This window comes from Parasedimentitalea nitratireducens (assembly GCF_057444295.1).
In genome coordinates this window covers 660,856-686,321 of the sequence record NZ_JBYAXC010000001.1, presented here as the reverse complement: position 1 = coordinate 686,321, position 25,466 = coordinate 660,856, and the positions used below count along the sequence as shown (strand labels likewise).

Below are 25,466 nucleotides of genomic sequence, written 5' to 3'. Positions count from 1 at the left end.
TATAATTAGCCTTTGAATTCGTCGCGGCTGTAGCCCTGCACATACAGCAGGGCGGTCAGGTCGCCGTGGTTGATACGAATGTCACATTCGGCTGCAACTGAGGGTTTGGCGTGCAGGGCAACACCAGCCCCGGCGCGTTTCAACATGCCCAGATCATTGGCACCGTCGCCCACAGCAAGAACATCGGCCTCGGTGATGCCCAGCTTGGCGGTGATCTGCTCCAGTGCCTCAACCTTGGCTTCACGACCCAAAATGGGGCGACCCGCTTCGCCGGTCAGCTTGCCATCAGCCACATGCAGTGAGTTGGCGCGGTTCTCGTCAAAGCCCAGTTCAGCGGCGACCTTGGCGGTAAAGGCAGTAAATCCGCCCGACACCAGTGCTGCATAGGCGCCATCGGCCTTCATTGTCGCCAACAGGGCAGGGCCGCCAGGCATTAGGGTGATACGTTCGTCCAGCACCTTGGCGATCACGCTCTCGGGTAGACCTTTGAGCAGGCCAACCCGTTCGGTCAGTGCGCCGTTGAAGTCCAGCTCGCCATTCATGGCGCGGGCAGTGATGTCCTTGACGCGGGCACCAACGCCAGCCTCTTCGGCCAGCTCGTCAATGCATTCCTGCTGGATCATGGTGCTGTCCATATCGGCCAGCAGCATCTTCTTACGACGTCCCTCGGTGGGTTGAATCACCAGATCAACGCTCATGATCTGCAGGTTGGCCCAAACCTCCCATTGGTTGTCGGGCAGGGTGTCCAGCGGGAACTCGGCGGCCTCGTCCCGGGCCAGCCATGTTGCATCGCCACCACCCCACGCGTTGCGCAGGGAATCGACCAGCGCTGGATCCAATGAGGGATTGGCTGGATTGCAGAGAATGGTGACGAAATACATCTGTTGGCTCCGTTTGGTATCGGCAGTTGCACACCTCATACCGAGCGGAAGCGAAATGGACCAGCCCAAGATATGAAGGTGCATTGAAGAGGGACCATTGCTTGCTGGCACTAAGGTCAGCACCCGCCCGCCCCCCCCCAGGCGGGTGCTTCGCCCCCACCTCGGGCAGGCGCTGACCTTAGTTTGCTATAGCTACAAGTCGCCGCGTTCCGACATCATCACCGCGATAAATCGCGTGTTGGGGATCTCGGCCAGAATAATCATTACCATCGCCGTCAGCGGCACCGCCAGAATCGCCCCCATCATCCCCCACAGTGCAGTCCATATCGCCAGCGACAGCAGCACGGTGAACGGGCTGAGGTTGACTGAACGGCCCAGGAACTTGGGCTCGATATAATAGCCCACCGCAATCTGCGGGATCATCAATGTGACCAGCGCCACTGCGGCGTGGCCAAACGAGGCAAACTGGATCAGGCTGACCGTAACCGGAAACACCACCGCAATTATCGACCCAATATAAGGAATGTAGTTCAGCAGCCCGATGATAATGGCCCAGAACGCGGGGTGACTGATGCCCAGCATGATCAGAATGCCATAAGACACAAAGGCCAGGATGATGTTGACCAGGGTCTTGGCGGCCAGATAGCTGCCGATCTTTTCGTTGATCTGACGCGCCATTTCCAAGGTGTGGCTGGCTTGCTCGGGGTTGCCCATGGCGCGTTGGGTTTTGTCAGGCAGGCTGTCGAGCTCGGCCAGAATGAACACAGCATAGAGTGCTGCGGCAATGATAACTGATCCACCATTAGAAATTGTCGCCACGGCGGCTGGCATCAGGGTGGTGGCATCCAGAAGCTCCAGAATGCGCTCGCCGATGTTAGCCCATTGTGGGGCCTCCTTGATGCCAAGAAAGGCCAGAAATCTGTCCTGTAATGCATCAAAGTTTTCGGTGTACTGGGGCAGGGCGGCCGAAATTGACGCCGCATTTGTGGTGATGAACGAGGCCAGCAGCAGAAAGGCCGCCGTGATGGCCAGCAACACCAGCAACCTGCGCCAGCGGCGGGGCAGGCGGCCAATGACCGGGATGCGCACCATGGCATCCGCCGCAGTGGTCAGGATGTAGACCGCGATAATGCCAACCAGCACCGGCAACATGATCGATTGCCCAACAACCAGCAGCCAACCTACCATGATCATCAGTGCGACCGAATAGGTCACCATTGCCAGTCTGCTCATGTATCAACACCTGTCTTCAAGCTCTTTGCCCATACAGTCCACGCAGCAGAGCCTATTTGCAATGCCATAGCGTGCTGTTTGAGGTGACTGGGAAAAGGTAGTGTTACCAATACCCCCTTGGCACCGTGGCGCGGATCTTTCGTTCAACATCTCGCGCTGGCCATCCTGTAACTTCGGACATCTGGACCGCCTCTTTCCGCAGACGCAATCGCAGTTGTTCAACGTATTCTTCACCGGCCTCGCAGCTGACGTCGCCAACAAATGGATGGTTCATCACATAGCGCCCCTGGAAATTCTCACGGTTGCTGGTGACTTTGAACGCAATATCCTTCTGCATCTGGCCTTTGGTGTAGCGCGCGTGCAGCCTGGTAACATATACGTCCTTGGCTGGATTATCGCCATTCTTCAGCCAGTGAACGCCCAGTTCTTTCAGCTCGGCCCGGCTGAGCGGGTCAGCGGCGCAAGGATCGCACCACTGCATGTCCCAGGCGTATTCAGTAACGATGCCACCCCAGTTTGGCGCGGCTTTGGTGAATAGGGCTTTGTAAAAGCCACCAAAATCGTCTTCGACAAACGATGGAATGTCGAAATTGCTGGGCAGCATATTGACCGGGTAATTTTCCGTTTCCACACGCCCCTTTCGGGTCAGCATAAAGAACAGCGCGTCCTGCGTTCCGTTGCTGTTTATCTTGCCCAATTGGATGGGCAGCATGAAATTGCGAGACCGAAAGCTGATTTGCAGAGGCGGCAGTTCCTTTACCTCGCTAGCCTTGTGGCGGTCCAGATTTACTTTGGCGACAAAGAACTTCATGCCCATCTTGATGTAATCGCGCAGTACGCCCTCGGCTCCGTCGGGAAGCTTGTAGCCCTCGCCTGTTAGAAATTCGGACAGCCCATCGGACTGTTCAGCCGCAAGGATCAGGATGTCATAGGTGCCGACTGAAAATTTGCCTTTGATCTTGACGCCCAAGGCATCGGCGCGACGGTAGATTGGGTCTTCCTTGCGACGAAACAAGCCACCTGCTGCTTCCTCGATAATAACCGGAGATTCGACTACCGGTTCCACGTGCCCTTGTGGGCAAGGATCATAGTCATTGTATTCCACCAAACGTGGCGCAGTGTAGCTATCTAAGTGCGTAATGGTTTCTGGTGATACTGTTCCAACCTGTTCTCGTTTCAGAACTTTGGGGGTTGGAATGATCATGGCAAAGTCTTTGGCCGCGCCGCGATAATCAGATGACATTGTTATCACCGACCGGTTGCCATCACGGACATAAACCACTTTGGACGACTGATTATACAGCGAGCCATCCGCCTTGGCGACGTAGAAACCACAAAAGGCATGAGCCGAACCAGCCCAGGTAAAGGCCCACAATAGAGCCAGGAATATACGCCGCATGTAATCTCTCCGGTAAATGAAATCTAAGGTAGAATTGCATGTGTCTTACAGAATAACACCCCACGAATCCTGACAATATGTGACAAGGGCGACCTGCCGCTTTCTGCATCCAATGAGGGCTATAGGAGCTGTTGCAGCCCGCTGAAAGTTTCCGATCGTAGTCATTTGGTGTCGCAATTGCGCGATAAATCGACGTTATCGTGAAGTTTCCCCATTGCGTGCTGCGTTGCGGCGCATTAATTCCGGCGGTGGGACACCCTTCCCCAACGAAGGGCACTTATCTGTAAGGATAGCATCAATGGCTACTCAGCAACCGGCTACGCGGCCGGCCAACCCGCGTTTTTCTTCGGGCCCCTGTGCCAAACCCCCTACATTCGAATTGTCCAAACTGGCCGACGCCCCTCTGGGTCGCAGCCACCGCGCAGCCCCTGGCAAGGCCAAGCTGAAGGATGCCATCGAAGGCACCCGCGAGATTTTGGGCATCCCCGCTGATTATCGTATCGGTATTGTCCCTGCGTCGGACACCGGTGCTGTTGAAATGGCCCTTTGGTCGCTGCTGGGCGAGCGCAAGGTCGAGATGCTGGCCTGGGAAAGCTTCGGCGCGGGCTGGATCACCGATGTGGTCAAGCAGCTGAAGATCGAGGCCGAAGCCAAGACCGCCGACTACGGTCAGATCGTCGATTTGGCATCTGTCGATTTTGCCAATGATGTTGTGTTCACCTGGAACGGCACCACCTCGGGTGTGCGGGTTCCAAACGGTGACTGGATTGCCGACGACCGTGATGGTCTGACTATCTGTGATGCCACCTCGGCGGCCTTTGCGATGGACCTGCCCTGGGACAAACTGGATGTGACTACATTCTCTTGGCAAAAGGTTCTGGGTGGCGAAGCGGCCCACGGTGTGATCGTGCTGAGCCCGCGCGCTGTTGAGCGCTTGGAAAGCTACACTCCGGCCTGGCCTCTGCCAAAGATTTTCCGCCTGACCAAGGGCGGCAAGTTGATCGAAGGTATCTTTACCGGTGCCACCATCAACACGCCGTCGATGCTGGCGGTTGAGGATTACCTGTTTGCCCTGGATTGGGCCCGTTCGATTGGTGGCCTGGCAGGGCTGAAAGCCCGTGCTGATGCAAACGCTCAAGCTGTGTTTGATTTCTGCGACGCCAACGACTGGATCGCCAATCTGGCCGATGATGACGCGACACGGTCGAACACTTCGGTCTGCCTGAAGTTCACCGATGACCGCATCCAGGACGGTGCCGGTTTTGCCAAGGCCGTGGCCAAACGTTTGGATGTCGAAGGCATTGCCTATGACATCGGCGCTTATCGCGATGCGCATGCAGGTCTGCGGATCTGGTGTGGCGGCACGGTTGAAACGGCTGACATTCAGGCGATGTTGCCTTGGTTGTCTTGGGCGTTTGAAGCTGAAATCGCAGCGCAGGCGGCCTAAGCCGCCCCTTATGACAGTGTAGGGTGCGTGGTTCCACGCACCATTCCCCACTCAAAAGAATTCAAAAGGACCAAAAACCATGGCTCCCAAAGTACTCGTATCCGACAAGCTTAGCGAAACCGCAGTTCAGATCTTCCGCGACCGCGGCATTGATGTCGATTTCCAGCCTGACCTGGGCAAAGACAAAGACAAACTGGCCGAAGTGATCGGCCAATATGATGGTCTGGCAATCCGCTCGGCCACCAAAGTGACCGAGAAAATCCTGGCCGCTGCCACCAACCTCAAGGTGATTGCGCGCGCTGGTATCGGCACCGACAACATCGATAAAGAAGCTGCATCCAAGAAGGGCGTGATCGTGATGAACACGCCGTTTGGCAACATGATCACCACTGCGGAACACGCGATTGCGATGATGTTTGCCGTGGCGCGTCAGATCCCAGAGGCCAGCACCTCGACCCATGCGGGCAAATGGGAAAAGTCCAAATTCATGGGCACCGAGCTGACCAATAAGACACTGGGTGTCATTGGTGCCGGCAACATTGGTGGCATTGTGTGCGACCGCGCGCATGGTCTGAAAATGAAGGTTGTCGCCTATGATCCCTATCTGGGCGAGGAAAAGGCCGACAAGATGGGCGTTGAAAAGGTTGAGCTGGACGAGCTGCTGGCCCGCGCTGATTTCATCACCCTGCACGTTCCACTGACTGATCAGACGCGCAATGTTCTGTCGCGTGAAAACCTGGCCAAAACAAAGAAGGGCGTTCGCATTATCAACTGTGCCCGTGGTGGTCTGGTTGACGAGGAAGCGCTGGCTGAGCTGTTGAAATCCGGCCACGTCGCTGGCGCCGCCTTTGATGTGTTCGCCGAAGAACCCGCCAAGGAAAACGCGCTGTTCAACCTGCCCAACGTGGTCTGCACCCCGCACCTGGGCGCGGCAACCACCGAAGCACAGGAAAACGTGGCCCTGCAAGTGGCCGAGCAGATGTCGAACTATCTGCTGACCGGTGCGGTTGAAAACGCGCTGAACATGCCGTCGGTCACCGCCGAAGAAGCCAAGATCATGGGTCCGTGGATCCATCTCGCCGACCACCTGGGCAGCTTTACTGGCCAGATGACAGACGAGCCGATCACCGCGATCAACATCCTGTATGATGGTGTAGCATCCGAGATGAACCTGGCGGCACTGAACTGTGCAGTTGTGGCGGGCATCATGAAACGCGCCAACCCTGACGTGAACATGGTCTCGGCCCCTGTTGTGGCCAAGGAACGTGGCGTTCAGATCTCGACCACCAATCAGGACAAATCCGGCTCGTTTGATGGCTACATTAAAGTGACCGTTGTGACTGACAAGCGTGAGCGCTCGGTTGCGGGCACTGTGTTCAGCGACGGCAAGCCTCGGTTTATCCAGATCAAAGGCATTAACATCGATGCCGAGGTTGGCGCGCACATGCTGTATACCACCAACGAAGACGTGCCGGGCATCATCGGCACACTGGGTCAGACCATGGGCGAAAACGGCGTCAACATCGCCAACTTTACCTTGGGCCGCGCCTCTGCTGGTGGCGAAGCAATTGCCTTGCTTTATGTGGACGGTCAGGTGCCTGCCGAGGCCCGCGCCAAGCTGGCTGAAACTGGGTATTTCACCCAGATCAAACCGCTGGAGTTTGATGTCGCCTAAGCACTTGGGTTGATCGCTAAAATTTTAGGGAATCGTCGTGACGGCGGTTCCCTTTTTTGTGGCGGCGGCTCTTGTAGTTCCCCCCATGTCCTGTTGCTATGCCGCTAAGGATCAATCGCATAGGCATAGGCATAGGGGAAAGACATGTATTCAAAACTGTTGGACGACACGAAGAAGCAAGACGACACAGCGGCAGCGGGAAAACTGGACGCGCTGTTTTTCCAAAGCCGTAATGTGATTGTCACCGGCGAGATCAACGACAAGCTGGCGCAGAAAACTACGGCACATCTGCTGGCCCTGGCCGAGGCTGGGGATGATCCGATCAACGTCTTTATCTCATCACCCGGTGGTCACGTCGAAAGTGGCGACATGGTGCATGATGTCATCAAGTTCATCAAACCCAAGGTGCGCACCATCGGCACCGGTTGGGTCGCCAGTGCCGGGGCACTGATCTATGTTGGCGCGAAAAAGGAAAACCGCTATTGCTTGCCCAATACTCGGTTCCTGTTGCATCAACCTTCGGGCGGTATTGGTGGTCAGGTGACTGACATGATGATCCAGGCTGAACAGATCCGTATCATGCGTGAGCGTTTTGACACTCTGTTTGCCGAGGCTACGGGGCAGGCGGCTGAAAAAATCGCAGCTGACACAGCCCGCGATTTCTGGCTGACCGCGCCCGAGGCGATTGACTACGGGCTGGCAGGCAAGATCATCCAAAGCGCCGATCAGCTCGGCTGATCAAATTCTGGGGTTAGGTTCGCCGTGATGAGGTTACCACGATCACGGCAAACACCAGCATCGAGGCCAGTGACAAAACCGACCCCAGTTTCGCCAGTGTTTCACCCCGTTCGGTGATGGCCATGACGATGCCGGGGGCAACCACAACCAAACCGCTGATGGCCAGCGCGACATGCACCTTGGCCATCACGGTTTCGGCGGCGGACGGGATAAGATGATAGTAGATGGCAAAGATCGACATGCTGACCCAGCCCAGCAGGTTGAGATGAGCATGGGCAGGCGACAAAGTGTGATCCCCAGTGGCGGACATCTGAATGCCCCAGACCATTCCGATCAGTACCGAGATGATCCCTGCAAGCATAAACAGTTGCGATAACCCCTTCATTTGTCCCTCCTGAGCTTTTTGAAACGCGTTAGTTGCAGCCTGAGGTATTTTGATATCGTGGGTTGTCGACAACAAAATTGGGGCTTGCGGGGCCTGACTGTTTCCTCTGCAAGCTCTTCCCTTGCAAATTTGGCTGGGGCACACTCGGATCTCAGATATTCAGGAACGAATTCATGACGACACCTATCTACGCCATTGGCGATATCCACGGGCAGCTTGAGATGCTTGAATCCGCGCTGGACCGTATCGAGGCAGATGGTGGCCCGGATGCACGGATCGTGTTTCTTGGTGATTATACCGATCGGGGGCCGGACAGCCGTGGTGTGATCGAACTGCTGGCCAAGGGGCAGGCCGAAGGTCGCAATTGGGTGATGTTGGCCGGGAACCATGACCGGATGTTTTCCATGTTTATGGAGGAATATCCCCGCAATGATTCACAGTTGCTGGTTGGTTATCACTGGTTGCACCCCCGTATCGGCGGAATTGAGACGCTTGAATCTTATGGCGTCGACGTCGCTGACGGCGACCGTATTTATCGCGTTCATGCCCGCGCCCACGAGGCAATCCCCGAGAAACACCTTAGGCTTCTGGATAGTTTACCAACCCACCATCAGGAAAATGGGTTGTTGTTTGTGCATGCGGGAATCCGGCCCGGGATCCCTTTGGGTGAACAAGTGGAGGAGGATAAGGTATGGATTCGAAAGGAATTTTTAAACTTTTGCGAGCCTCACCCTTGGCTGGTTGTGCATGGGCATACACCAGTGGACCAACCCGAACATTGCGGGAACCGTATCAATCTGGATTCGGGAGCCGGTTATGGACGCCCACTGACCGCAGCGGTCTTTGAGGGACGCGACGCCTGGGTACTCTCGGGCCCTGGACGTGTTGCCCTTTTGCCAATCTGAGCGAAATACGCACTCTAGACGCAAATGAGTTTAGTCTCAAAATGACATTTGTGCGAAAAGGTAACTACACTAAAGGATAGTTCTGCTATTCTTTAGTGTGGCTGGAGGTCATTTTTTTAAGAGTGTTCTGGTATGTGCCTATTGTGACAGCGATAGGATTTCGTGCCCTCCAGCCTCCCACCAAATAGCAGATTGCGGTTTGTTCAATTAGGTCGCCCAATCCAGCACAACCTTACCGCTTTGCCCTGATTTCATCGCAGCGAAGCCTTGCTCAAAGTCATCCACAGCAAACCGGTGGGTGATTACCTTGCTGACATCCAGGCCGTTTTGCAGCATTGCGATCATTTTATACCAGGTCTCAAAAATCTCGCGTCCGTAGACACCCTTGATGGTGATCGCCTTGAACACGATGCGGCTCCAGTCCACCGGGGATTTGCCTGGGGGAATGCCCAGAAGGGCGATGTGGCCACCCATAACCAGCGCTTCGACCATTTGGTCCATCGCAGCCTGATTGCCGGACATTTCCAGCCCGACATCAAAGCCTTGGGTCATGCCTAGTTCGGCAATCACATCGTTCAGGTCTTCCTCGGCGACATTGACCGGGCGCACGTTGGCGACCTTTTCAGCCAGTGCCAAACGGTCAGGGTTTACATCGGTGATCGCCACATGACGTGCACCCACATGGCGGGCCACGGCGGCGGCCATGATACCAATAGGGCCAGCACCGGTGATCAACACGTCTTCACCCACCAGATCAAAGCTGAGCGCTGTGTGAACGGCGTTGCCAAGCGGATCCAGAATGGCGCCGATATCGTCTGAGACTTCATCCGGCAGGGGGACAACGTTAAAGGCAGGCAGGCGCAGGTATTGGGCAAAGGCCCCCTGTTCATTCACACCGATGCCGCGGGTTTCCGGGTCCAGGTGGAACTTGCCGGCCCGTGACTGGCGCGATTGATGGCCGATCAAATGGCCCTCGCCACTGCAGCGTTGGCCGATCTTCAGGTCGGTCACATTGCGACCCAACTCGACAATTTCACCGGCAAATTCGTGGCCAGTGATCAGAGGAGTTGGTACGGTTTTCTCGGCCCAGGCGTCCCAGTTCCAGATGTGGACATCGGTGCCGCAGATACCGGTCTTTTTGATCTTGATCAGCACATCATCCGGGCCGATTTCAGGCACTGGCGCGCGGGTCATCCACAGGCCTTCTTTGGGGAAGGATTTTTCCAGCGCCTTCATTGTGTTTGGTCTGGTCATTTGATGATCCCCAAATCCTTGCCCACTTTACCAAATGCCGCCAGTGCACTTTCCAGCTCTTCCCGGGTCAGTGCTGCGTTCATCTGGGTGCGGATGCGGGCCTGACCGCGTGGCACCACTGGGAAGAAGAACCCAGACACATAAACGCCTTCGTCAAACAGCCGGGTGGCCATATCCTGAGCCAGTTGCGCCTCGCCCAGCATGACCGGCACGATGGGATGTTCCCCCGGCAGCAGGTCAAAACCTAGCTCTTCCAATCCGGCGCGCCAGAATTTGGTGTTCTCGAACAGTTGGGAGCGCAAATCGGCGCCTTCCTCAACCAAGCGGATGGCCTCCAGGCCAGCAGCAACAATAGATGGCGGCAGCGAATTAGAGAACAAATAGGGCCGCGCCCGCTGCCGCAGCAGGTCGATCACTGGCTGCGGCCCGGCGATATAACCGCCGATGGCCCCCCCAAGTGCTTTGCCCAATGTTCCGGTCACGATGTCCACGTCGATCCCAAAGTGATCTGGTGTGCCAGCGCCGTTTGGTCCCATGAACCCAGTGGCATGGCAGTCATCAACCATCAGAATTGCATCGTATTTGTCGGCCAATGCGCGGATCTCTGGTAGCTTGGCCAGATAACCATCCATCGAGAACACACCGTCGGTGGCGATCATGATATGTCGGGCACCATCCTCGCGGGCCTGTTTCAACCAAGCTTCAAGATCGTTCATGTCGCTGTTCAAGTACCGATAGCGTTTAGCCTTGCACAGGCGGATGCCGTCGATGATCGAGGCATGGTTCAGGCTGTCCGAGATAATCGCATCCTCAGGCCCCAGCAGGGGTTCGAACAATCCGCCGTTGGCGTCGAAACAGGCGGCAAACAGGATCGAATCATCCTTGTTTAAGAACTTGGCCAGTCGCTGTTCCAGCTCGCGGTGAATATCTTGGGTGCCGCAGATAAAGCGAACCGAGGCCATGCCGAACCCTTTGTCATCCATCACACCGCGCGCGGCGGCAATAAGGTCGGGGTGATCAGCCAGACCCAGATAATTGTTGGCACAGAGGTTGATGACTTGCTGTTCACCCACCGTAATCTCGCCGCCCTGAGGCGAGGTGATCATTCGTTCCCGTTTATACAATCCATCAGACTCGATCTGGGCCAGCGTGTTCGAAATGTCAGTCAGAAATGCAGTGGTCATGGGCGCGAACTCCTTATCCTCGGAAGCGCATCTATCATAACGGATGCATTTCCGAAATAGGGGATTTCACTATTTCGGAAAAAAATCCGTGAAACTGGATTCTGGCTTAACACTGTCAAAGGGATGATCGGTTTGAAATGTGAGCTACCTTTCAGGAGTATCCAGAAAGGCAGGTGTTTGATGGCAAAGGTAACGGGCATAGGGGGCGTGTTTCTCAAATCGGGCAAGGATGCGCAGCAGTTGGCGCAATGGTATCGGGATCACCTTGGATTGAAGCTAGAGGACTTCGGCGGGGCGATTCTGCTTTGGGGGGAGGACGGCGGCGAGGATGGCGGGTTGTCTGTTTGGGCAACTTCGGCGGCGGACAGCGATTGGTTTGCGCCCAGCACCTCGTCCTTCATGATCAACTACCGGGTTGATGATATGGATGGTATGATTGTGCGGCTCACCACGGCCGGAGTGCCGATTTTGCAGGGGCCTGAAGTTCATGAAAACGGGCACTTTGCCTGGATCATGGACCCCGAGGGCAACAAAGTGGAGCTTTGGGAGCCGAAGATCTGGGACTAGAAAAACAAAACATAGCCTTGCTGCCAGCGACCCAAAACATGAGTGTGCAACAAAGCACATGCGCTACTGTATTGAAGCGCTAGAGATTTATTGGAGATATTGCATGACCCAAGCCACCGCGCTGACCCGTTTCCAACAGGACCTTTCAGCCGCAACCACGCCTGAACAAGCTTATGGAGCGCTGGATGTGCTGACCCAAGAGCTGGTTGGAGTGAAGCTGTTTACCGTAACAGCGATCGACATGGAGGCAGAGCTGGCACGGCGGGCCTATACCAGCGATACGCAAAGCTATCCGGTATCAGGCACCAAGCCGATTGTTCGTAACAGCTGGTTTGAATTGGTGCACGATCAGCAAGAGTGTTTTGTTGCAAACAAACTCGAGGAATTTTCTACGCTGTATCCCGATTATGAGTTGATCGATTCACTGGGCTGTCAGGCGGCGATGAACCTACCCATTGTGGTTGGCGGGACGTTGGTGGCCACAGTGAACCTGCTGGATGCCGAGGGGCAATATACCGAGGAGCGGGTGCAGATTGCCAAGGAACATTTGCTGCTGGCGTCCGTAGCGGCGTATTGTGTGGCGGAGCGGTTTTCTTAGGATTGGGCAAGCTATTACCGGTTCAGAAATTGCATATTGCACGCATGAGGCCACCGAAGTGACAACAAAGAAAGCTCTTGTTCCTGTAATCAACGGCAATGTTGCTAGAGGAAAGGTTTTTGCTCTACCTGCTTTTCGCCCCGAAGTTGGCTTGGTTTCGGTGCCAAAGGGCAATGTCTGCAATGTTGCGACAGTTGTCTACACAGGTAGAGACCTCACTCCGAGCGACATCTTAGACAAAATGATATCATGTGGCGTCGACATAGGTGCAGATGTGAAGGCCTATTTGGATCTTGCCCAATGGTATTTGGACTGCGTCAAGCAACATAAGGTTGGTGACTGGGTCGAACTGGACGACACAAAGGAATGCCTCACCTTGAAGAAAGTCGACAAAAAGCTTGTGAAATAATCCCGTGTTTTGCCCGCTGGAACATCGGACAGCGCCTGACCTCCCCAAGAGGGCGCTGCCATTTTGGGATAGAGCAAGCAATTCGGGCGCTCGATCATAGATTGACGTAGTAATAGCGTAAGAACATAACGTGAACAAACATATCGCACAAACCAAAGGTCAGTCACATGCAAGAGGCAGTAAACATTTCTCATGATTTCGATTTTGAAGCTGGTCAATGGCGGGTGCGTCATCGTCGGCTCAAAGAGCGGTTGTCTGGATGTAGCGACTGGGAAGAGTTCAACGGCAGTTCGGAAACCCGCCTGGTGCTTGGAGGGAATGGCAACGTAGAAGACAACTTGCTTGAGTTTCCAAGCGGTTCCTACCGTGCAATTGCCCTACGGGCCTTTGACGTCCCCAGCCAAACCTGGGCGATCTGGTGGCTATCTGCGAATGACCCCCACCAGCTCGACGTGCCGGTGAAGGGTAAGTTTGAGAGTGGTGTGGGGTCGTTCTATGCTGAGGGCACGCATGAGGGGCAATCAGTGACTGTGCGGTTCCTGTGGATGCGAACCGATACGGCGTCGCCGAGATGGGAACAGGCGATGTCGCTTGATGGTGGCGAGACCTGGGAAACAAACTGGACGATGGATTTTAAACGTGTTTGACTGAGCGAATTGGCAGGGATGTAGATTGCGACCCCTGCAATATTTTGCATTCTTCATGGTCAGAAATGCCTGCGCTAAGTCTTCTGGCGCGGCGACCTAAAGGTCAACTTCTAACGTTCTGTGGCTCAGCCTTACTCGCTGATCACAGTGAACTAGCAATTTTCTTCGAAGCACTGGCAACCAATTGATCATCGACCAAGCAGAAACCAGCAAACGTATTCTATTCACTGGCTGCTCATGTGGTGGCAAAACGACTTTGCTGAACGCATTAAATGCGAGAGGCTACGCCACTGTCGATGAGCCGGGGCGGCGGATTGTCAAAGAAGAACTGGTAAGTGGCGGGAAGGCCTTGCCATGGCAAAAACCAGAGGCCTTCGCCCGACGTGCCTTGGACTTGGCGCATAGGGACTTGGAGATTGTTGGAGAACCTTCGAGTTATACCTTCTTTGACCGAGGATTGGTGGATGCGGCTGTAGCGTTGGGGAATGAAACGAAGGTGAGGGCCAAGGAGGCTTTGGGAGGCAACCTCCATTACCGCCGAATTGTGTTTCTGTTCCCACCTTGGCCAGAGATCTACTGCAATGACGCCGAGCGCAAACATGGCTTTGAGGATGCGGTTGGTGAGTTTGAGCGGATCAAAGCGGCCTTGCCTGAACTGGGCTACAAAAGTCTGTTGGTTCCCAAGGTGAGCGTTTCAGACCGTGTCGATTTTGTTCTCACCGCCCTGGAATCGCAGTAGTGTTTTGTGATGGCGCACAAAATGTGCGGCTACTCAGGTAATCTCTTGGCTTGAAAACCAGAGTCTACGAGGCTTTCTACCAGTGTCCCGCCCAGAAGAACCACCGGTCAGCGCCCGACCTCCCCCCGGAGGCGCTTTGCAACGTCTCAGGTTTCACTAAAGTCACTGGTGTAGTGAAGTCAAATGAGGAAGAGAACTCTTAGAACGCCCTCCAGGTCGGGCGCTGCCTTAGCTTTCATTTCTGATGTGAAACAAGAAATACTTTTGACTGATGATAAAACCCAATCTGCATTAAAGGCATCAACTCAATGAATGCATCAAGTGTACACTATTCCCCACCTAGGGCTCTTGCGCTCACACTAAGTGGTCTCATTTTCGTGATTTATCAGTGGGCGTGGCGGCCAAACCTTGACGGTTGGCCTGTCTCAACGCCACTTGGCGTTGGGTTCTCGCTAATTCTCGGTTATGCTTTCGCGATGTTGTGGTGGCTGCTCAACAATACTCGTGGACACTGGATCGAAACATTTCGCCCGACCCGAGGTCGGGTTGTGTCAGCAGTTTTTATTGCTGCGATTGCCCCAGTTTATGTTTTTGAAAGGCTTCCCTTGGCCGGTAGTTTCTTGCTGATTGCAGAACCCGATTTGCCCAACCTGAGTCTCTTTTTGATAATCTCCATTGCGTCGTACTTGCTCTCATCAATGATTGTTCGCCACACGTATCAAAGGTGGATACTGCGTATTGGACTGTTCGTGCTGAGCTATTGGGCGGCGATTGCTTTCCTGATGCTCTGGAAGGGTGAAATCACTCTATTCCTTCCTCCAATGCCTCCGGTTCCCTAAGCATTCTTCACAATCAAAAACACTCGCGCCGGACCATTTGGCGCGGTGATTGAATGGTCCACATCTGCTGCATAACGGGCGGTGTCTCCGGCGCGCAGCTGGTTACGGGCGTTGCCCGAGGTGACAGTGATGTCGCCCTCGAGCGCGGTGAGCTGCTCCAAGGTGCCGCGGGTGTGTGGCTGGCTGATCAACGCGCCACCTTTGTCGAACCGGATGTCATAAACCTCGTGACCGCCGGCCTCTTCGGGGGGAGACAAGATGCGGATGCGACAGCCGTGGCCCATGTTTTCGATCTTGGGCACGTCTTCGGATCGCAGAATGTCGATGTGGTCTTGGGCATCCTTAGCCTCAAGCAAGCCAGCGAAATCTACCTGCAGGGCGCGGGTCAGGTTCCACAGGGTGGCAATGGTGGGCGAGCTTTCGCCACGCTCGATCTGGCTGACCATCGACCGGGACACGCCCGACAGATTGGCCACCGCCTCAAGGCTCAGGCCTTGCGCTCGGCGGGCCTCTTTTAGGCGAGAGGGGAGTAGTGTCAGGATATCGTCTGTTTTTTCCGTCATAGCGGAGTCCTGCGCTGATGCGCGGGTGTTGTCAATATTTGGCTGCGGTTCTTAATCTTTGGGTCAGTGATCCGCTGCGATGCGGCGGTGCACAGGGAGGGGGTGCACGCCTGGTGCACGGGTTTCACCCCGCGTCACCGGGCGGTGACGGCACGTTCTGGCAGACAAGTTAATGCTGCGACCGCATAGTAGCGGCGAACAGGAGATGGGAGAGAAATCATGACAGATATCGTCATTCTGGACGGCGCACGGACAGCCATTGGCACCTTTGGCGGGTCGCTGGCGAACACGGCACCGATTGATTTAGCCGCAACGGTTAGTAAGGCCGCGATGGAGCGGTCAGGGGTTGCGCCGGAGCAGATCGGGTCTGTGGTGTTTGGCCATGTGATCAACACCGAACCGCGCGATATGTATCTGAGCCGGGTGGCGGCGATGCAGGCGGGTATTCCAAACGGGACGCCAGCGATGAATGTGAACCGGCTGTGTGGATCCGGGGTGCAAGCCATTGTTTCAGCGATGCAGTCCCTGATTCTGGGTGACGCAGAATTCGCCTTGGCCGGTGGAGCCGAGAACATGTCGCGTAGCCCATTCATCATGCAGCAGCAACGCTGGGGCGCGAAGATGGGGGATGTGAAGTCACTGGACATGATGCTGGGCGCGCTGAACTGCCCCTTTGGCACCGGGCACATGGGGGTCACGGCGGAAAACGTAGCGGACGAGCATGACATAACCCGTGAACAGATGGACGAGTTTGCGCTGCTCAGCCAGACCCGTGCAGCGGCGGCGATTGAGGCGGGGTATTTCGAAAGCCAGATCACCCCGGTTGAGGTCAAGGTGAAACGCGACATGGTGCCGTTTGAGGTGGACGAGCACCCCACGGCTAGCAGCCTTGAGAAGCTGTCGGGATTGCGGGCGGTGTTCCAGAAGGACGGGCGCGTAACTGCCGGTAATGCCAGCGGTATCAACGACGGCGCAGCGGCGATGGTTCTTGCTACCGCTGATGCTGCCGAGGCGGCGGGCCTGAAACCCAAGGCACGGATCTTGGGTTATGCACACGCTGGTGTGCGGCCAGAGGTTATGGGGATTGGACCTGTGCCTGCGGTGCAGAACCTGCTGGCAAAAACAGGCCTGTCGGCGGATGATTTTGATGTGATTGAGAGCAACGAAGCCTTTGCCTCACAGGCGCTGGCGGTGAGCAAAGAACTTGGGTTGGACCCGGCCAAGGTGAACCCCAATGGCGGTGCAATTGCATTGGGCCATCCGGTGGGGGCGACTGGGGCGATCATTACTCTGAAAGCGCTGTATGAGCTGGAGCGGATCGGTGGATCAAAGGCGTTGATCACCATGTGTATTGGCGGCGGCCAGGGCATTGCACTGGCGATTGAGCGGCATTGACCTGAGAGCGGGGAGGGGGCCGTCTGCCCCCTCTTGGCCAAGGCCAATTCACCCCCCGAGGATATTTAGGACCAGATGAAGTTGTAGGGGATCAGACGATATAGCTGATCGCGGCAAACAGGCCTGCGCCGAGAATTGCGCCTGTTAAGGCGGGAGCAATCCAGGATTTGTGTGATCCTGCGTGATTGTCAGCCGGTTTAGATTGCGCAATCAGGGCGGATTCGACCAATGCCGGTAGACGGGGGCCAAAGCGAGCCATGACTTGGGCAGTGGACAGCAGATCCTTGGCGACGGCGCGCGGACCGATGCTTTTCTTGATGTAATCGGCTACCACCGGATGCGCGGTTTCCCAAATGTTGATGTGGGGATCCAGCGATCGGGCGACACCTTCGACCACGACCATGGTGCGTTGCAGCAGGATCAGTTCGGTGCGGGTTTCCATACCAAAGCGCTCGGTCACTTCGAACAGGTAGTTCAGCAGCCGACCCATCGAGATATGGCTGGCGTCCATGCCAAAGATTGGCTCGCCCACAGCGCGCAGGGCGCGGGCGAATTCATCCACATCCTGATGGGCTGGCACATAGCCAGCCTCAAAATGCACTTCGGCGACGCGTTTGTAGTCGCGATTGATGAAGCCAAACAGAATTTCGGCATAGACCCGGCGGGTGTACTCATCAATGTGGCCCATGATGCCAAAGTCATAGGCGATGATATCGCCATTGGCCGCGACCTTGAGGTTGCCCTGGTGCATGTCGGCGTGAAAGTAGCCGTCGCGCAGCGCGTGGCGCAGGAACAGGCTGAGCACGCGGTTGCCGAGCAAGCGGCGGTCATGACCAGCTGCATCCAGTGCGTCATTGTCCCCCAGCGCGGTGCCATCGGCCCAGTCGAGTGTCATCACCCGGCGGGCAGAATAGTTCCACTGGATGGAGGGGAGCTGAAAGCCCTCATCCTTTTCCGTGTTGGCGGCAAATTCCGAGGCTGAGGCGCTCTCGAGCCGGAGGTCGAGCTCGGCCTGCACGACGCCATCAAAGTGCTCGATGACGTCCATTGGCTTCAATCGGCGGGCGCTAGGGGCAAACAAATCGACGATGCGTGCGGCGAAGTAGAAGGCGTCGACATCCTTGTTAAAGGCGCGCTCGATGCCGGGGCGCAGGACTTTGACGGCGACCTCTTTGCCGTTTTCCGCCAGTCGAGCGCGGTGGACCTGTGCGATGGATGCGGCGGCGATGGGGGCGCTGAACTCTGAGAAGATCTCATCCACTGGGCGGCCCAATTCGCGCTCGACCTCGGCCATGGCCTCGGCTTTGGAGAAGGGGGGCAGTTTGTCCTGCAACACGCGTAGGGTTTGTGCCAGCTCCTCGCCTACCAGATCGGGGCGGGTGGAGAGCATCTGGCCAAACTTGATATAGGCCGGACCCAGCGCGGTGAGGGCGCGGGTGGCCGGGGGCATGTCGGGATTGCCCTTGTAGCCAAGCCATTTGAACGGCCAGCCAAGGGTGTGGGCGAGAATGCGCAGGGGTTTGGGGGCCTCAAATGCGTCCAAAACCACGCTCATGGCGCCGGTGCGTTCCAGTGTGGCGCCTGTTCGGATCAGGCGGATGATGTTGTGAGGACCGCGCATCGATCAGATTTTCCAGCCAGAATGCAGGGCGGCGATGCCCATCGACAGGTTGCGGTACTTGGCGTTTTCAAATCCGGCTTTGCGCACCATGCCCAGGAACGTGTCTTGATCCGGGAAATTACGGATCGATTCGACCAAATACTGGTAGCTGTCGTAATCACCGGCGATGGCCTGCCCCATGCGCGGGATCACATTGAAGGAATAGAGGTCATAGGCTTTTTGCATGGCCGGGTTGGGCAGCTGGCTGAATTCCAATACCATCAGCCGACCACCGGGTTTCAGCACGCGGTAGGCTTCGTTCAGGGCCTCTTGGGGGCGGGTGACGTTCCGGATGCCAAACGAGATGGTGTAGACGTCGAAGGTGTTGTTTTTGAAAGGTAACGCCATGGCGTCACCGGTGACCCAATCCAGACTGTCGGACATCTGGTCTGCTTCGGCACGGGTGCGACCGGCCTCGAGCATGGGTGTGGTCAGATCCAGAACCGTGGCATGGCCGTGGCCTGCGCGTTTCAGGAAGCGGTAAGAAATGTCACCTGTGCCCCCCGCCACATCCAGCAGTTTTTGGCCGGGGCGTGGAGCCAGCCAATCCATCATCGCGTCTTTCCAGATCCGGTGGATACCAACGCTCATCACATCATTCATGATGTCGTATTTCGAGGCGACCGAGTTGAAGACGCCCTGCACGCGGCCTGCCTTCTCATCCTCGCGGACGGTTTCGAACCCGAAGTGGGTGGTGTTCTGCGATGTGTTTGCCATTTGGTCTTGCCTCTGCGACTGCCGCTCCTTCTTATAGGCACCCGGGCCGGGAAGACAATTGGACCATTTTGAAGCAGGTGATTATGAAATTGCGGCTCCCTAAAGATAGATACTTGGTTCGTTTCCTGTGGGGAGGGGCTCTCTTCGCACTCAGCCTATTTGGTTTGAGGAGTGCTGATGGGGTGTGGAGTTATGCTCTGCTTCTGCCCTTTGTTGTAGGGATGATTGCAGGAATTTCGGGACTAATTTGGATCGGAGCGAAGGCCCGTGAGCCAGAAGGAGACGGGTCAATCGAATCCCGCTATCCTATCGGGCATGTGTTGGCATGCTTGTTTTTGGCGGCGATGGGAGTGAGTGCACTTGTGCTAGGTGTGGTTGGTGCCTCTGGTGTCGATTCCTTGATGTTGGGAGCAATGAGTCTGCTCTTTGGACTAATCATGCTAGTGTTCGGCGCAGTTCTGGCGGTCCATTTTGGAAGTTTCCGGGTTCGGATAAAGGACGGTGCGGTTTTTACGACAGGGGGACTGCGACCGAAATTGCGAAAAGGGCCTTATTTTCTAGCAGAGCTTAGCAAACGTAAGGGTGTTGAAATTCTGAAGAGTGCCCCATGCGCTTACCAGCTAACTTTTCGGGAAAAGCGTACAATTGATCTGAGCTCGCACATGACTGGAACGCAAGCGATACTCGTTGCTACTGAACGCTATTATCCCCATGACTTTGCTTTGGACGCCTGTTTGCTGAGGAAAAGAAATGCCTGAACTTCCCGAAGTTGAAACCGTGATGCGCGGCCTGACTCCTGCGATGGAGGGTGCAGTGATTGCCAAGGCGCAGGTGAACCGGCCTGATTTGCGCTGGCCTTTTCCCGAGCGGATGGCGGAGCGGCTAACCGGGGCGCGGGTGAAAGCGTTGCGGCGGCGGTCGAAATACATTCTGGCGGATCTGGACCGGGGTGAGACACTGTTGGTGCATCTGGGAATGTCGGGGCGGATGACGGTTTCGGGCGACCCGCTGGGGCAGTTTGTGCATGACCACCCGGCGGCGCAAAAACATGACCATGTGGTGTTCGACATGGATAATGGTGCGCGGATTACATTCAATGATCCGCGTCGGTTTGGGGCGATGGACTTGTTGGACACGTCGACAGCGGATCAACACAAGCTGTTGACGGTTCTGGGGCCCGAGCCGCTGGGCAATGATTTTCACGAGGATTACCTGGTTGAGGCGTTTAACGGGCGGAATACGCCGGTGAAATCGGCGCTGCTGGATCAGGGAATCATCGCCGGGTTGGGCAATATCTACGTTTGCGAGGCATTGTTTCGATCCAAGATATCGCCACGTCGCAAAGCGGGACAAATTTCTTCTGGGCGAGTCGCATCGTTGGTTCCGGTGGTCCGGCAAGTTCTGGCCGATGCGATCAAAGCGGGTGGATCATCGTTGAAAGATTTCAGGCAAGCCGATGGAAATCTTGGATATTTTCAGCATAGCTTTGATGTTTATGGACGTGAGGGAGAACCCTGCAAACGTGAGGATTGCGACGGTATAATAGGTCGAATCACGCAGTCTGGTCGTTCGACCTTCTATTGTGGCAAGTGCCAAAGATAGCTTGAATGAGATGTTTTGCGTGATAAGAAATCTTTCCTAACGGAATAATGAAAGTTCACAACATGGCCTATGAGACGATCAACGTCGAAGTGCAGGATCACGTTTCTCTAATTAGACTGAACCGGCCTGATGCGTTGAACGCGCTCAACACCGAGTTGTTGAAGGAATTGTGCCAAGCGTTGGAAGACGCGGATGCCAATGGCAAGGTGCGCTGCATCGTGATCACCGGCTCGGAGAAGGCTTTTGCCGCTGGTGCTGACATCAAAGAGATGTCGGAAATGAGCTTTGTTGATGTGTTCACCACCAACCTCTTTGCTGACACCAACGACCGTATCGAGGCGATCCGTAAGCCGATAATCGCGGCGGTCAGTGGTTATGCGCTGGGCGGTGGCTGTGAGTTGGCAATGATGTGTGACTTCATCATTGCATCGGAAACGGCAAAGTTTGGACAACCCGAGATTAATCTAGGCGTTATTGCCGGCATGGGTGGCAGCCAGCGTTTGACACGCTTTGTTGGCAAGTCGAAGTCTATGGATATGAACCTGACCGGTCGTTTCATGGGAGCGGATGAGGCGGAACGTTCCGGCTTGGTGTCGCGTGTTGTGCCAGCCAAAAAGCTGATCGAAGAAGCGATGGGTGCGGCGCAGAAGATCGCTGAGAAATCGGTGCTGACTGCGGCAGCTGCGAAAGAGGCTGTGAACCGGAGCTATGAGCTGACCTTGAGCGAAGGCATGTTGTTTGAGCGCCGGGTGTTCCACTCGATGTTTGCAACCGAGGATCAGAAAGAGGGTATGGCGGCCTTTCTGGAGAAACGCGAAGCGCAGTTCCGCGGTAAGTGATTTGAACAGAATCGTTTTGAGAGAGCAGGCCAGTGGCCTGCTTTTTTGCTTTTGAAGGGGCATTTGAAGACTCAACTTGTCAAAGGGGCTGAACTTGGGTAAATGACGCCGCAATACATGCGCGTGCAGCCCGCCTAGGCTAGAATCACACCGGTGGATCAATCCGGGTTGGCTGACACCGCGCGTCAGAAACACAAACCCGAAGTAAGGTCCAATACCATGGCTAATACACCACAAGCTAAGAAGCGCGCTCGTCAAAACGAAAAGCGCTTTGCTGTAAACAAAGCCCGTCGTTCGCGCATCCGCACTTTTCTGCGTAACGTTGAGGAAGCTATCGAATCTGGTGACAAGACCGTTGCAGCTGCTGCTCTGCGCGCCGCTCAGCCCGAGCTGATGCGTGGTGTAACCAAAGGCGTTTACCACAAGAACACCGCAGCGCGTAAAATGTCGCGTTTGTCGGCTCGCGTTAAATCCCTGGGCTGATTCTTTACTTTCGCGGTCAATCGCTAAAGTAAATTTAAATTAAAAAGGCGCTGCAAATTGCAGCGCCTTTGTTTTTTGGGTCACTCTTTTTGACCTGACTTAAGGTCAAAAGAGATTCTTTCTCGGCAATTCCCGAGTCAACATCAGAGTTTGATTGATGGCCGGGGGTCCTTGTTGCTACCACTACTACAGCGATTCATTCGCTGGGGGGACTAGGCTGCTCGCGAGACTTCTGATGGGCATCAGGAGGATTTTCGTGACATCAAGTTCAGAGGGACGACGTGTTTTTGTCGTGCGCATTGAATGAAACTGCCCTGGGTTGATCCAGGTTGCAGCCCTGTCGCGTTGTGTGTGTAATGTTGGCTAAGTCCATGTGGCAACATGGGTTTTTTACTTTGCGGACGTCAGAGAGACTGTTTCTGAAAGGGAATGGTGCGGGACAGTATTGCGCTGGACCGCCTAGGGCAGCTTTGTCGTTCGATGCATTATGATGATAGGCAGACGGGTCAGTAGGCCACTAAATTCGGGACGTTATGAGGCGCGGGATGACACAGGATAAATGGAGCCAACTGAGGCAGAAATTGCTGAAGACTGTTGGGCAGAATAATTATACAACGTGGATTGAACCACTGGAATTTGACGTAGTGGAAGAGGGTGTTGCGGTATTCAATGTACCCACCAATTTCATGGGTAATTACGTCAGCCAAAACTTTGCGGACTTAATTATTCATGAGTTTAGTTTGTCGGGAGAATCGGTTCAGCGATTGTCATTCAGAGTTGCTGCAAATTCGCCAGTTCGCCCTGCGCGGGCACCTGAGCGCGCAGAAGAGCCGTATGTAGAGCTGACAGAGCAAAATGTTGATGCGGCCGTAGCTGCTTCACCCACATCCGCGTCTACTCAGGATGGTTTGGGTGCTTTGCAGGCTGCGCCTTTGGATCCTCGGTTCACATTCGATAGCTTTGTTGTCGGCAAACCCAACGAATTGGCACATGCCGCTGCACGCCGCGTAGCTGAAGGTGGTCCTGTTACCTTCAACCCGCTGGTTCTGTATGGTGGTGTTGGTCTGGGTAAGACACACTTGATGCATGCTATCGCCTGGGAGTTGAAAGCCCGTAGTCCTGAGCTGAACGTGCTGTATCTGTCGGCAGAGCAGTTCATGTATCGCTTTGTGCAAGCCCTGCGTGAGCGTCGGATGATGGATTTCAAACACCTGTTCCGTTCGGTTGACGTACTGATGGTTGATGATGTGCAGTTCATCGCTGGCAAAGGTTCAACACAAGAAGAATTTTTCCATACCTTCAATGCGTTGGTGGACCAGAACAAACAGATCATCATTTCGGCTGACCGCGCGCCGGGTGAAATCAAAGATCTGGAAGATCGAGTAAAATCACGCCTGCAGTGTGGTCTGGTTGTTGACCTGCATCCAACCGACTATGAACTGCGTCTTGGAATCCTGCAGACCAAGGTCAAGCAATACGGAGCCACTTATCCCGGGCTGCAGATTGCTGATGGTGTTCTGGAATTCCTGGCGCACCGGATCTCGACCAACGTTCGCGTACTCGAAGGTGCGTTGACCCGCCTGTTTGCCTTTGCCTCGCTAGTTGGTCGTGAGATCGACATGGATCTGACCCAGGATTGCTTGGCGGATGTCCTGCGGGCGTCCGAGCGCAAGATCACCGTTGAGGAAATTCAGCGTAAGGTGTCCGACTATTACAATATCCGTATGTCTGACATCATTGGCCCTAAACGGTTGCGGTCGTTTGCACGACCACGTCAGGTGGCCATGTATCTGTCAAAACAGCTCACCAGTCGGTCGCTGCCAGAGATTGGCCGTCGGTTTGGTGGTCGCGACCACACCACGGTTATGCATGGTGTCAAACGGATCGAAGAGCTGAAGCAGACCGATGGGCAGATCGCTGAAGATGTCGAAATGCTGCGTCGCGCGTTAGAAGCATAAAAGAAGCCATGATTTAGACGGCCTCGGAGATTTTCTGGGGCCGTTTTTTTTGTGTCTTAACGCAACGGTTCCTGAGCAATGCAGGTGTTGTGCCCTTGCTACTCTTGACGCTCCGGTCATTCCCCTGAACAAATTCATGAAAAGCCTTGTGCCGCTTGGGTAAAACGTTATTTTGCCCTTCCCGGCCATTCGCAGAGGATTGAGGGAATGAAGATAAGTATTGAACGCGGAACACTGCTGAAGGCAGTGTCCCAGGCCCAGTCAGTTGTGGAGCGCCGCAACACGATCCCGATTTTGGCCAATGTTCTGATTGAGGCCGAAGGCGAACACGTGCAGTTCCGTGCCACCGATCTGGATATCGAGGTTGTCGACAAAGCGTTGGCACAGGTCGAACGCGCAGGTGCAACTACCGTTGCGGCCACAACGTTGCACGAGATTGTGCGCAAGCTTCCGGATGGGGCGCTGGTGACTTTGACTGCTGATGCAGCCACCGGGCGGCTAACGGTTGAAGCCGGACGTTCCAATTTCTCGCTGGCGACACTGCCGCGTGAAGATTTCCCGGTGATGGCGTCATCTGAATATCAGTCGAACTTTACTGCCAAAGCTGGGATGCTGCAGCGGTTGTTCGATAAATCCAAATTCGCTATTTCAACCGAAGAGACACGGTATTACCTGAACGGTGTCTACATGCATGTTGCTGATGGTGAGATCGGCAAGGCGCTGCGTTGTGTGGCTACCGATGGCCACCGTCTGGCCCGCATTGACGCCGATCTGCCTGCGGGTGCGACTGATATGCCGGGTGTTATTGTTCCGCGCAAAACCGTGGGTGAACTGCGCAAGCTGCTGGATGATGACGATATGGGAATTGCGGTTTCGGTTAGCGAAACCAAAGTGCGCTTTGCCACGCCAGACATCACTCTGACCTCCAAAGTGATCGACGGAACCTTCCCCGATTACACACGCGTTATTCCACAGGGCAACACCCGACGTCTGGAAGTAGATGCCAAGGAATTTGCACAGGCCGTAGATCGTGTGGCGACAGTTTCGTCCGAGCGTTCGCGGGCGGTGAAATTGCAATTGGACGAGGATCGCTTGATTCTGTCGGTGAATGCGCCTGATAGCGGTGCTGCTGAGGAAGAACTGGCTGTTGCCTATAGCGATGAGCGGTTGGAAATTGGTTTCAACGCCAAATACCTGCTGGAAATCGCTAACCAGGTGGATCGCGAGAACGCCGTGTTCATGTTCAACTCGTCCGGGGATCCAACCCTGATGCGGGAAGGAAATGACCAAAGCGCTGTGTTTGTCGTAATGCCGATGCGGGTTTGATCGCCTGACGGCGATGCCTCCGG

Annotated in this window: 26 protein-coding genes; 17 read left to right on the top strand and 9 right to left on the bottom strand. The window is 55.3% G+C overall.

The features are described from left to right. Positions 1 to 5 precede the first annotated feature (5 nt). The 3 genes from serB to AC2T28_RS03465 form a co-directional block, all read right to left on the bottom strand. Positions 6 to 881, bottom strand: coding sequence for a phosphoserine phosphatase SerB (gene serB / locus AC2T28_RS03475; protein ID WP_486747550.1), 876 nt, complete (start codon positions 879 to 881; stop codon positions 6 to 8). A gap of 192 nt (positions 882 to 1,073) precedes the next feature. Then, positions 1,074 to 2,114: an AI-2E family transporter gene (locus AC2T28_RS03470; RefSeq protein ID WP_486747549.1), complete on the bottom strand. Its 1,041-nt coding sequence runs from the start codon at positions 2,112 to 2,114 to the stop codon at positions 1,074 to 1,076. A gap of 103 nt (positions 2,115 to 2,217) precedes the next feature. Next, positions 2,218 to 3,513, bottom strand: coding sequence for a DUF2330 domain-containing protein (locus tag AC2T28_RS03465; protein ID WP_486747548.1), 1,296 nt, complete (start codon positions 3,511 to 3,513; stop codon positions 2,218 to 2,220). Positions 3,514 to 3,811: 298 nt separating this feature from the next. Here AC2T28_RS03465 and AC2T28_RS03460 point away from each other — a divergent pair, with 298 nt between their 5' ends. The 3 genes from AC2T28_RS03460 to AC2T28_RS03450 all read left to right on the top strand — a co-directional run bounded on the left by AC2T28_RS03460 (position 3,812) and on the right by AC2T28_RS03450 (position 7,373). Further along, positions 3,812 to 4,960: a phosphoserine transaminase gene (locus AC2T28_RS03460; RefSeq protein ID WP_486747547.1), complete on the top strand. Its 1,149-nt coding sequence runs from the start codon at positions 3,812 to 3,814 to the stop codon at positions 4,958 to 4,960. 79 nt (positions 4,961 to 5,039) lie between these two features. Beyond that, entirely contained in the window at positions 5,040 to 6,635 is a 1,596-nt protein-coding gene (serA, locus tag AC2T28_RS03455; RefSeq protein WP_486747546.1) for a phosphoglycerate dehydrogenase, read from the top strand. A gap of 144 nt (positions 6,636 to 6,779) precedes the next feature. After that, positions 6,780 to 7,373 carry an ATP-dependent Clp protease proteolytic subunit gene (locus tag AC2T28_RS03450; protein ID WP_486747545.1) on the top strand — a complete coding sequence of 198 codons (594 nt, stop codon included), beginning with the start codon at positions 6,780 to 6,782 and terminating at the stop codon, positions 7,371 to 7,373. Between the two features lie 13 nt (positions 7,374 to 7,386). On the opposite strand, the gene AC2T28_RS03445 is transcribed toward AC2T28_RS03450, so the two are convergent. Beyond that, entirely contained in the window at positions 7,387 to 7,758 is a 372-nt protein-coding gene (locus AC2T28_RS03445) for a hypothetical protein (protein WP_486747544.1), read from the bottom strand. Between the two features lie 173 nt (positions 7,759 to 7,931). Here AC2T28_RS03445 and AC2T28_RS03440 point away from each other — a divergent pair, with 173 nt between their 5' ends. Continuing rightward, positions 7,932 to 8,663: a metallophosphoesterase family protein gene (locus AC2T28_RS03440; protein ID WP_486747543.1), complete on the top strand. Its 732-nt coding sequence runs from the start codon at positions 7,932 to 7,934 to the stop codon at positions 8,661 to 8,663. A gap of 207 nt (positions 8,664 to 8,870) precedes the next feature. Here the strand turns inward: AC2T28_RS03440 and tdh are convergent, their stop codons facing one another. Both tdh and AC2T28_RS03430 read right to left on the bottom strand, forming a co-directional pair. Beyond that, positions 8,871 to 9,899: an L-threonine 3-dehydrogenase gene (gene tdh, locus AC2T28_RS03435; protein WP_486748012.1), complete on the bottom strand. Its 1,029-nt coding sequence runs from the start codon at positions 9,897 to 9,899 to the stop codon at positions 8,871 to 8,873. A gap of 14 nt (positions 9,900 to 9,913) precedes the next feature. Continuing rightward, positions 9,914 to 11,101 (bottom strand): glycine C-acetyltransferase, encoded by a 1,188-nt coding sequence (locus AC2T28_RS03430; RefSeq protein WP_486747542.1) that lies wholly within the window; start codon positions 11,099 to 11,101, stop codon positions 9,914 to 9,916. A gap of 180 nt (positions 11,102 to 11,281) precedes the next feature. On the opposite strand from AC2T28_RS03430, the gene AC2T28_RS03425 reads away from it, so the two are divergent. From AC2T28_RS03425 to AC2T28_RS03400, 6 genes are all read left to right on the top strand, one after another. Next, positions 11,282 to 11,668, top strand: a complete 387-nt coding sequence (locus tag AC2T28_RS03425) for a VOC family protein (RefSeq protein ID WP_486747541.1) — start codon at positions 11,282 to 11,284, stop codon at positions 11,666 to 11,668. 103 nt (positions 11,669 to 11,771) lie between these two features. Then, entirely contained in the window at positions 11,772 to 12,266 is a 495-nt protein-coding gene (locus AC2T28_RS03420) for a GAF domain-containing protein (protein ID WP_486747540.1), read from the top strand. 58 nt (positions 12,267 to 12,324) lie between these two features. Beyond that, positions 12,325 to 12,675, top strand: coding sequence for a hypothetical protein (locus AC2T28_RS03415; protein WP_486747539.1), 351 nt, complete (start codon positions 12,325 to 12,327; stop codon positions 12,673 to 12,675). Positions 12,676 to 12,842: 167 nt separating this feature from the next. Next, positions 12,843 to 13,322 (top strand): DUF1579 domain-containing protein, encoded by a 480-nt coding sequence (locus tag AC2T28_RS03410; protein WP_486747538.1) that lies wholly within the window; start codon positions 12,843 to 12,845, stop codon positions 13,320 to 13,322. 184 nt (positions 13,323 to 13,506) lie between these two features. Continuing rightward, a complete protein-coding gene (locus AC2T28_RS03405) occupies positions 13,507 to 14,061 on the top strand; it encodes an AAA family ATPase (RefSeq protein ID WP_486747537.1) in 555 nt (184 codons plus the stop codon). Between the two features lie 377 nt (positions 14,062 to 14,438). Further along, complete coding sequence (locus AC2T28_RS03400; protein WP_486747536.1) at positions 14,439 to 14,900, top strand: hypothetical protein; 462 nt, start codon at positions 14,439 to 14,441, stop codon at positions 14,898 to 14,900. On the opposite strand, the gene AC2T28_RS03395 is transcribed toward AC2T28_RS03400, so the two are convergent. Continuing rightward, positions 14,897 to 15,463, bottom strand: coding sequence for a helix-turn-helix domain-containing protein (locus tag AC2T28_RS03395; protein ID WP_486747535.1), 567 nt, complete (start codon positions 15,461 to 15,463; stop codon positions 14,897 to 14,899). The genes AC2T28_RS03400 and AC2T28_RS03395 overlap by 4 nt on opposite strands. Positions 15,464 to 15,682: 219 nt before the next feature. Between AC2T28_RS03395 and AC2T28_RS03390 the strand changes: the two genes are divergently transcribed. Beyond that, positions 15,683 to 16,858: an acetyl-CoA C-acyltransferase family protein gene (locus AC2T28_RS03390; RefSeq protein WP_486747534.1), complete on the top strand. Its 1,176-nt coding sequence runs from the start codon at positions 15,683 to 15,685 to the stop codon at positions 16,856 to 16,858. Positions 16,859 to 16,949: 91 nt separating this feature from the next. Here the strand turns inward: AC2T28_RS03390 and ubiB are convergent, their stop codons facing one another. Beyond that, positions 16,950 to 18,479, bottom strand: coding sequence for a 2-polyprenylphenol 6-hydroxylase (gene ubiB / locus AC2T28_RS03385; protein WP_486747533.1), 1,530 nt, complete (start codon positions 18,477 to 18,479; stop codon positions 16,950 to 16,952). A gap of 3 nt (positions 18,480 to 18,482) precedes the next feature. After that, positions 18,483 to 19,235, bottom strand: coding sequence for a bifunctional demethylmenaquinone methyltransferase/2-methoxy-6-polyprenyl-1,4-benzoquinol methylase UbiE (gene ubiE, locus AC2T28_RS03380; RefSeq protein WP_486747532.1), 753 nt, complete (start codon positions 19,233 to 19,235; stop codon positions 18,483 to 18,485). 83 nt (positions 19,236 to 19,318) lie between these two features. On the opposite strand from ubiE, the gene AC2T28_RS03375 reads away from it, so the two are divergent. The 6 genes from AC2T28_RS03375 (at position 19,319) to dnaN (ending at position 25,443) form a co-directional block, all read left to right on the top strand. Next, positions 19,319 to 19,993 carry a hypothetical protein gene (locus AC2T28_RS03375; protein ID WP_486747531.1) on the top strand — a complete coding sequence of 225 codons (675 nt, stop codon included), beginning with the start codon at positions 19,319 to 19,321 and terminating at the stop codon, positions 19,991 to 19,993. Then, positions 19,986 to 20,837 (top strand): bifunctional DNA-formamidopyrimidine glycosylase/DNA-(apurinic or apyrimidinic site) lyase, encoded by an 852-nt coding sequence (gene mutM / locus AC2T28_RS03370; protein WP_486747530.1) that lies wholly within the window; start codon positions 19,986 to 19,988, stop codon positions 20,835 to 20,837. Before AC2T28_RS03375 ends, mutM begins: the two co-directional genes overlap by 8 nt. Before the next feature lie 62 nt (positions 20,838 to 20,899). Next, a complete protein-coding gene (locus tag AC2T28_RS03365; protein ID WP_486748011.1) occupies positions 20,900 to 21,676 on the top strand; it encodes an enoyl-CoA hydratase in 777 nt (258 codons plus the stop codon). 219 nt (positions 21,677 to 21,895) lie between these two features. Then, positions 21,896 to 22,159 carry a 30S ribosomal protein S20 gene (gene rpsT / locus AC2T28_RS03360; RefSeq protein WP_486747529.1) on the top strand — a complete coding sequence of 88 codons (264 nt, stop codon included), beginning with the start codon at positions 21,896 to 21,898 and terminating at the stop codon, positions 22,157 to 22,159. Between the two features lie 545 nt (positions 22,160 to 22,704). Beyond that, complete coding sequence (gene dnaA, locus AC2T28_RS03355; protein ID WP_486747528.1) at positions 22,705 to 24,117, top strand: chromosomal replication initiator protein DnaA; 1,413 nt, start codon at positions 22,705 to 22,707, stop codon at positions 24,115 to 24,117. A 207-nt stretch (positions 24,118 to 24,324) separates the two neighbouring features. Further along, complete coding sequence (gene dnaN / locus AC2T28_RS03350) at positions 24,325 to 25,443, top strand: DNA polymerase III subunit beta (protein WP_486747527.1); 1,119 nt, start codon at positions 24,325 to 24,327, stop codon at positions 25,441 to 25,443. The last annotated feature ends 23 nt before the right edge of the window (positions 25,444 to 25,466 follow it).